The organism is Micromonospora sp. NPDC049662 (assembly GCF_040675055.1).
GTDB lineage: Bacteria > Actinomycetota > Actinomycetes > Mycobacteriales > Micromonosporaceae > Micromonospora.
Map to the genome: position 1 here is coordinate 1 of NZ_JBFAOC010000112.1, position 4,226 is coordinate 4,226.

The 4,226-nt window shown below is 73.9% G+C and carries 2 protein-coding genes and 2 pseudogenes; 3 read left to right on the forward strand and 1 reads right to left on the reverse strand.

From position 1 onward, the window contains the following. Nucleotides 1–223: 223 nt before the first annotated feature. Nucleotides 224–1,432: a DUF349 domain-containing protein gene (locus AB0J36_RS34275; RefSeq protein WP_357122632.1), complete on the reverse strand. Its 1,209-nt coding sequence runs from the start codon at nucleotides 1,430–1,432 to the stop codon at nucleotides 224–226. Between the two features lie 201 nt (nucleotides 1,433–1,633). Here AB0J36_RS34275 and AB0J36_RS34280 point away from each other — a divergent pair, with 201 nt between their 5' ends. From AB0J36_RS34280 to dapF, 3 genes and pseudogenes are all read left to right on the forward strand, one after another. Next, nucleotides 1,634–2,401 carry a hypothetical protein gene (locus AB0J36_RS34280; protein WP_357122635.1) on the forward strand — a complete coding sequence of 256 codons (768 nt, stop codon included), beginning with the start codon at nucleotides 1,634–1,636 and terminating at the stop codon, nucleotides 2,399–2,401. After that, a pseudogene (gene miaA / locus AB0J36_RS34285) lies at nucleotides 2,401–3,303 on the forward strand (tRNA (adenosine(37)-N6)-dimethylallyltransferase MiaA); the annotation flags it as partial. The gene AB0J36_RS34280 and the pseudogene miaA, both read left to right, overlap by 1 nt. Before the next feature lie 7 nt (nucleotides 3,304–3,310). Then, nucleotides 3,311–4,135 (forward strand): annotated as a pseudogene (gene dapF, locus AB0J36_RS34290) (diaminopimelate epimerase); the annotation flags it as partial. Nucleotides 4,136–4,226: the final 91 nt, after the last annotated feature.

Here is a 4,226-nt window from a genome sequence, read left to right on the forward strand (position 1 = left end):
GGGTGTGCGGGCGTGCGGGCGTGCGGGCGTGCGGGCGTGCGGGCGTGCGGGCGTGCGGGCGTGCGGGTGTGCGGGTGTGCGGGCGTGCGGGCGTGCGGGCATACGGGCGGGCGTGTCGGATGAGGTGGGGATGCGCGGCTAGGTGGTGCGGAGTGGACGACCCCGGGACGCGCGCGAGCCCCCGGTCCCGCGCGGGGACCGGGGGCTCGCGAATTGCGTCGGGTCAGCCGGCCTGCTCGGCGAGCTGGAGGAACTGTCGCTTGGAGGCGAGGGCCTGCTCGGCCTCCTTGATGCGCCGGGCGTCCCCGGCGCTCTGCGCCCGGGACAGCCGCTCCTCGGCCTCCGCCACCTGGGCCCGCATCTGGGCGAGCAGCGGGTTGTCCTCCTTGGTGGTACGCCGCCACGCGGAGTCCATCACCTCGCGGACCTTGTCGTCGATGACGCGCAACCGGCGCTCCAGCCCGGCGGCGGCCTCGCGGGGCACCCGGCCGGCCTCGTGCCACTGTGCCTGGATCTCGCGCAGCTTGGCCTGGGCGCCCTTGGGGTCGGCGTCGATGTCCAGGGCCTCGGCCTCGGCCAGCAGGGCCTGCTTACGCTCCAGGTTGCCGCGCTGTTCGTTGTCCCGTGCCGAGAAGACCTCGCTGCGCCGGCTGAAGAAGGCGTCCTGGGCGGCCCGGAACCGTTCCCAGAGCTTCTGCTCGGCCTCCTTGGAGGCGCGGGGCGCGGCCTTCCACTGGGTCATCAGCTCCTTGAGCTGGTTGGCCGTGGCGGCCCACTCGGTGGATTCCTTGATCTTTTCGGCCTCGGCGACCAGCTCTTCCTTGACGGTCTGCGCCTGCTTGCGCTGCGCGTCCAGGGAGGCGAAGTGGGCGCCGCGGCGTCGGGTGAAGCCGTCCCGCGCGGCGGCGAAGCGCTTCCACAGCTCGCCGTCGGCCTTCTTGTCGACCCCGCGAATGGTCTTCCACTCGTCGAGGATCTCCTTGAGGCGGTCACCGGCCGTCTTCCAACCGGTCGACTCCGCGGCGAGCTTCTCGGCCTCCTCGACCAGGGCGGTCTTGCGGGCCAGGGCCTCACCGCGGGCGGCGTCCCGGGCGGCGCGCGCCTCGGTGGCCTTCTCCTCGGCGAGGGTCGCCAGCTTGTCCAGTCGGGCGGTCAGGGCGTCGATGTCGCCGACCACGTGGGCCTCCGGCAGCGTGGCGCGGATCCGCCGGATCGTGCTCAACGAGTGCCCGGCGTCCGCCGCGCCCGAGTTGAGCCGCGCTTCGGTCAGATCCACCTCGGTGACCAGGTCGGCGAAGCGGCGCGCGAAGTGCGCGAGCCCTTCCTCCGGCGCTCCTGCCTGCCAGGATCCGACCACCCGCTCGCCCTCGGCGGTCTTGACGTAAACGGTGCCGTCCGCGTCCACCCGTCCGAAGGCAGTCCAGTCGCTCATGTGCCCATCCTCGTTCTCCCGGCGTCGAGGGAGCAGTCCCCCGTCGCCGCCACGGCGCAGCCAAGTTGCTTCCGGCATTGTCACAGGTCCGACCCGGTCCGCGTCGAGCGCCTATCGCCGACCGTGACCATACGGTGTCCTAGGGCCTGATTGACCGGATCGCGGCGGAGACGCACCGGGGATTCCCGCTACGGTGAACGGGTGCCACTGGTCGCCGCCGCCGTCTGCCCACATCCGCCCCTGCTCGTGCCCGAAGTGGCCGGTGCCGCCGCCAGCGAACTGGACGACCTGCGGTCGGCCTGCGATCTCGCCGTCGGCCGGCTGCTGGCGACCGGCCCGGAGGTGGTGGTGCTGCTCGGCGTCGGCCCGGTGACCGGCCCGGTCCAGCCCCCGGCCACCGGCTCGCTCCAGCCGTGGGGCGTCGACCTGGACGTGCCCCTGGTCCCCGGCCAGCCGGACCGCGGCGCCGTGCTGCCGTTGAGCCTGACCATCGGCGCGTGGCTGCTGTCCCGGCATGGGCCGACGACGGCCGGGCAGGCGACCGCGACGCGGGTGGCGGCCGGGCCCGAGACCGCAGCGCAGGTGACCGCCGTTCAGGTGGCCGCCGACGCCGGGCCGGTCGAGGTGGCCGCGCTCGGCGCCCAGGTCGCCGCCGCCGGCGACCGGGTGGCGCTGCTGGTGCTCGGTGACGGGTCGGCCTGCCGGGGCCAGCAGGCTCCCGGGTACGACGACCAGCGCGCTCTCCCGTACGACAAAGGGGTCGCCACGGCCCTGGCCGAGGCGGACCTGGACGCCCTGCGCGACCTGGACCCCGGTCTGTCGGCGCAGTTGAAGGTCGCCGGCCGGGCGGCGTGGCAGGTGCTCGCCGACGCGGCCCGCGTCGGCGGCGGCGGGTGGCGCGGCGAGTTGCTGCACGAGTCGGCGCCCTACGGGGTGGCCTACTTCGTGGCGTCCTGGGAGCGGATGTGACAGTCGTCGCGGTGGTGGGGCCGACGGCGGCGGGCAAGTCGGCGCTGAGCATCGCGCTCGCGCACGCCCTCGACGGTGAGGTGGTCAACGCCGACTCGATGCAGCTCTACCGGGGCATGGACATCGGCACCGCGAAGCTGACCGTCGACGAGCGGGACGGCGTGCCGCACCACCTGCTCGACATCTGGGAGGTGACCGAGCCGGCCAGCGTCGCGGAGTACCAGCGGCTGGCCCGTGCGGCGGTGGACGACATCCTGTCCCGGGGGCGGGTGCCGCTGCTGGTGGGTGGCTCGGGGCTGTACGTGCGGGCGGTGCTGGAACGCTTCGAGTTCCCGGGCACCGACGCGGCGCTGCGGGAACGGCTGGAACGCGAGTTGGCCGAGGTCGGGCCGGCGCCGCTGTACGCCCGGCTGCGTGCCGTCGACCCGGTGGCCGCCGAGGGCATCCTGCCGGGCAACGGCCGGCGGATCGTCCGGGCGTTGGAGGTGATCGAGCTGACCGGCGCGCCGTTCGCCGCGTCGCTGCCGCAGCCCACCCCGTACTACCCGTCGGTGCAGCTCGGCGTCGACCTCGACACCGGCCTGCTGGACGAGCGGATCGCGCTGCGGGTGGACCGGATGTGGGCCGACGGGCTGGTCGACGAGACCCGCGAGCTGGTCGGCCGGGGCCTGGCCGAGGGGCGGACGGCGAGCCGGGCGCTCGGCTACCAGCAGGTGTTGCGCCTGCTCGACGGCGAGCTGACCGAGGAAGAGGCGCACGACGAGACGGTCCGGGCCACCCGGCGGTTCGTCCGCCGGCAGCGGTCCTGGTTCCGGCGTGATCCCCGCATCCAGTGGCTCGACTCGGCCGCGCCGGACCTGATCGAGGCCGCCCTGCACCTGGTGCCGGCTGCTGCGCGATGATGGGATCGTGGAGTTCACCAAGGGGCACGGCACCGGCAACGACTTCGTCCTCCTGCCCGACCCGGACGGTCAGCTCGACCTGACCCCGGAGCTGGTCGCGGCGCTCTGCGACCGGCGTCGCGGCATCGGCGCGGACGGCGTACTGCGGGTGGTCCGCGCGGCCAAGCATCCTGACGGCGCCGGCCAGGCCGGCGAGGCCGAGTGGTTCATGGACTACTGGAACGCGGACGGCTCGTTCGCCGAGATGTGCGGCAACGGCGCCCGGGTCTTCGTGCGCTACCTGCTCGACACCGGGCTCGCCACGCCCGTCGGCGCGGCGTTGCCGGTGGCCACCCGCGCCGGCGTCGTGCGCGCGCTGGTCGAGGGCGGCGCGGTCTCCGTCGAGATGCGCAGACCCCGGATGTACGACGAGTCGGCCGCCACCCTGGGTGGTCTGACCCTGTCCGGCACGGTCGTGGACGTCGGCAACCCGCATCTGGTGTGCGTCCTGCCCGGTGGCGTGGAGTTGTCCGCGCTGGACCTGACCGTCGCGCCCGAGTTCGACCCGGCGGTCTTCCCGGCCGGCGTGAACGTCGAGTTGATCGTGCCGGGCGACCCGGTCGGCGACACCGACGGGCACAGCCTCATGCGGGTGTACGAGCGCGGCAGCGCCGAGACCCTGTCCTGCGGCACCGGCGCCTGCGCGGTGGCGGCCGTGGTCCTGCGTGACGCCGGCCGGGACACCGGTGTGGTGGCGGTGGACGTCCCCGGCGGCCGCCTGACCGTAACGGTCACCAAGGACTCCTGCTGGCTCTCCGGCCCCGCAATCCTGGTAGCAACCGGCCAGGTAACCCTCCCCACCCCAACCCCCTCGATCTTTACGAGCTGTGTTCGTGACCACCGCCCTCGGCCGACTGTTGTCGTCGCTGGTCGCGCGTGCTGTC

Excerpts from the sequence above, each read along its gene's own strand:
- AB0J36_RS34275 (WP_357122632.1), bottom strand. The coding sequence starts at position 1,432 with ATGAGCGACTGGACTGCCTTCGGACGGGTGGACGCGGACGGCACCGTT.